The sequence below is a fragment of the Kordia sp. genome (genome assembly GCF_045105435.1).
Classification (GTDB): domain Bacteria; phylum Bacteroidota; class Bacteroidia; order Flavobacteriales; family Flavobacteriaceae; genus Kordia.
This window is the reverse complement of the sequence record NZ_JBGCDL010000414.1, coordinates 1-2640: the sequence shown is the minus strand read 5'-3', so window position 1 is coordinate 2640 and position 2640 is coordinate 1. Positions and strand designations below refer to the sequence as shown.

Here is a 2640-nt window from a genome sequence, read left to right as displayed (position 1 = left end):
TTTTAAATGTTGAATTACTTCGCTGAAAGAAACTATTGGACTTTAAATTACATGCCGTCACTTCGAGTTAATTTGTGGAACAAATTTGTATCGAGAAGTATTTTGAAGATCGCTAACACTTTTGGATGAGCTTCGCCTCTTAGATCCTTTGCGCTCTTAGATTGTTTCATAGCACATTTGGATTTTGTTTGAAGCTTTTATTATCAAATTGACAAACAAACAAACAAACAAACAGATCAACACACAAACACCATCGGATCAGGATATGTATACGTATAACCGAGCAATTCTTTACTTTTTGTATTCGCTATTTTTTTGAAAGAAACGAAATCTGAATCTTTAAATTCAGGAGGAACCAATCCTTGTTTTTTCGCAGCTAGCACATAAAATACTTCGCGAAGCGGATGTGCGTCCGAACAACCATTGATAATTTCCCCCCAAACATTTTTTTCTATAATCGCATTGATCAATCCAATACAATCATCTTGATGAATCATATTAATTGGTGCTTTTCCGTTGGGAATATCTGTTTTATTCGCAAAAAAACGACCAGGAACTCTGTCATATCCATAAAGTCCCGCAAAACGCAGAATCGTCAATCGATCTTGTAAATGTGTTTTTAGAATATTCTCAACGGCTAAAACTGCTTTTCCAGATTCCTTTTCAGGTTGATTCTCCAATGTTTCTGTAACCCAATCGTTTGTATTTTGATAGACAGAAGTAGAACTCACAAAAATTACCTTCTGCGTTTCGTTGATAAAGGGTAAAATTTCTCGTATTTGTTTTTGATAGGTTTCAACAACATTTGAAACGCGTTTCGGAGGAAAATTAATCACGATGACATCACTATTCGCTAGAAAATCAGCATATACTTTTGGATCGTCGGTAGTTCCTAATTTAAAAACAAATGGTTGAATTCCAGCTTTCTGCAAAGTTTCTACTTTTTCAACAGAAGTGGTAGCACCTTTTACGACATATTTTTGTGTAATGAAGTTCTTTGCCAAAGGCAATCCTAACCATCCACAACCTAAAATGCTAATTTGTTTCTTTTTCAATGACTGTATATTTAAAGAAGACTCTTGCTTACTATTAAACCTTATTTAAAACGTCTCTTCGAGTGATTTTTCGTAATGGAATGAAGAAAAATTGTATCGAGAAGCGCTTTGAAGTACTTTCAATTCCAAGGCTCAAAAAACAACTACAACAACCTTCTCGGTTCTTCGTCTTGTGCTTCTCTCAGTTGTTCGGCTTCAATTTCACTTTCGGCACGTTTTAAAATAGATTCTGGAAGAGACTTTTTGGCTTTAGCGCCCATTTTCTTAATCTTTTCGATGCTTTTAATGATGTTTCCACGTCCTTCAAACAGTTTGTTCATTGCAGCAGAATAATCAGATTTTGTAGCGTCAATCTTTTTACCAATTCCGATAAGATCGTTCATAAAACCTTCAAATTTATCATACAATGAACCAGCTTGTCGTGCAATTTCAATCGCGTTTCGCTGCTGTTTTTCGTTATTCCACATCGTATCAATCGTACGTAATGTAGCCAATAAAGTTGTCGGCGTTACAATGACGATATTTTTCTCAAATGCTTTGCTGTATAAGGTTGAATCTTCATTGACGGCAATGGCAAATGCAGGTTCTATCGGAATGAACATTAAGACAAAATCGGGACTTTCAATTTCATATAAATCTTCGTATTTCTTGGCAGAAAGTTGATCTACATGTCGTTTGATAGACATTAAATGTTCTTTGAGATTGAGTTCTCTTTCTTCGTATTCACTATTTACAAAGCGTTCGTATGCCGTTAACGAAACCTTAGAATCAATCACCATTTTTTTATTATTTGGTAAATTGATGACAACATCTGGCAAGACACGCGAACCATCGTCACGCGTAAAATTTTGCTGCACTACATATTCACGATCTTTCTCTAATCCGCTTTTTTCTAAAACGCGTTCTAGCACCAATTCGCCCCAATTTCCTTGCATTTTACTGTCACCTTTTAAGGCTTTTGTTAAATTCACAGCTTCTTGACTGATTTGGATATTGGCTTTACTTAGTTCCGATAGTTTTTCGCGCAAAGCGGAATGAATACTGATATTTTCCTTTTGACTGTCTTCCACTTTCTTTTCAAAATGCTGAATTTTCTCTTGAAGTGGCGTCAAAATATTTTTGATATTTTCTTTATTCTGTTCTGTAAATTTAGATGATTTTTCGTCTAGAATTTTAGTAGCCAACAATTCAAAATCCTTGCGAAGTTGTTCTTGCTGTTGCTTTAACGATTCGTCGCGTTCAATATGTTGTTTCTGTAGGTTTTCAAACTCAGAATTTTTTCGCGCAAGCTCAACATTTAAAAAATCTTTTTCACGTCTTATTTCTTCGCGTTCCCGTTCAATTTTAGACAAACTTTCTTTTACATCTTGTAATTGCTGCTGAAACGACTCGTTTTGCTTCGCGTTTTCGGCATTTGCCTGCATTTTTAAATCGTCAAACTGTGATTGCAACTGGCGATTGCGTTCGTGTAAGCCTTCTTGTTGCGCTTTTGTTTTTAGATTTCCGATGTACATTCCCAAAAAAATACCAACCGCCAAAAAGATGACAATAAGTACAATATAGATAACGATTTCTGACATGAATT

At 35.2% G+C, this 2640-nt stretch carries 2 protein-coding genes; both read right to left on the bottom strand.

Translation table 11 applies throughout. The features are described from left to right. Positions 1-236: 236 nt before the first annotated feature. Positions 237-1055, bottom strand: a complete 819-nt coding sequence (locus AB8B65_RS20920) for an SDR family oxidoreductase (RefSeq protein ID WP_405303222.1) — start codon at positions 1053-1055, stop codon at positions 237-239. Between the two features lie 143 nt (positions 1056-1198). Then, positions 1199-2635, bottom strand: a complete 1437-nt coding sequence (rmuC, locus tag AB8B65_RS20915; RefSeq protein ID WP_405303223.1) for a DNA recombination protein RmuC — start codon at positions 2633-2635, stop codon at positions 1199-1201. Between the last annotated feature and the right edge of the window lie 5 nt (positions 2636-2640).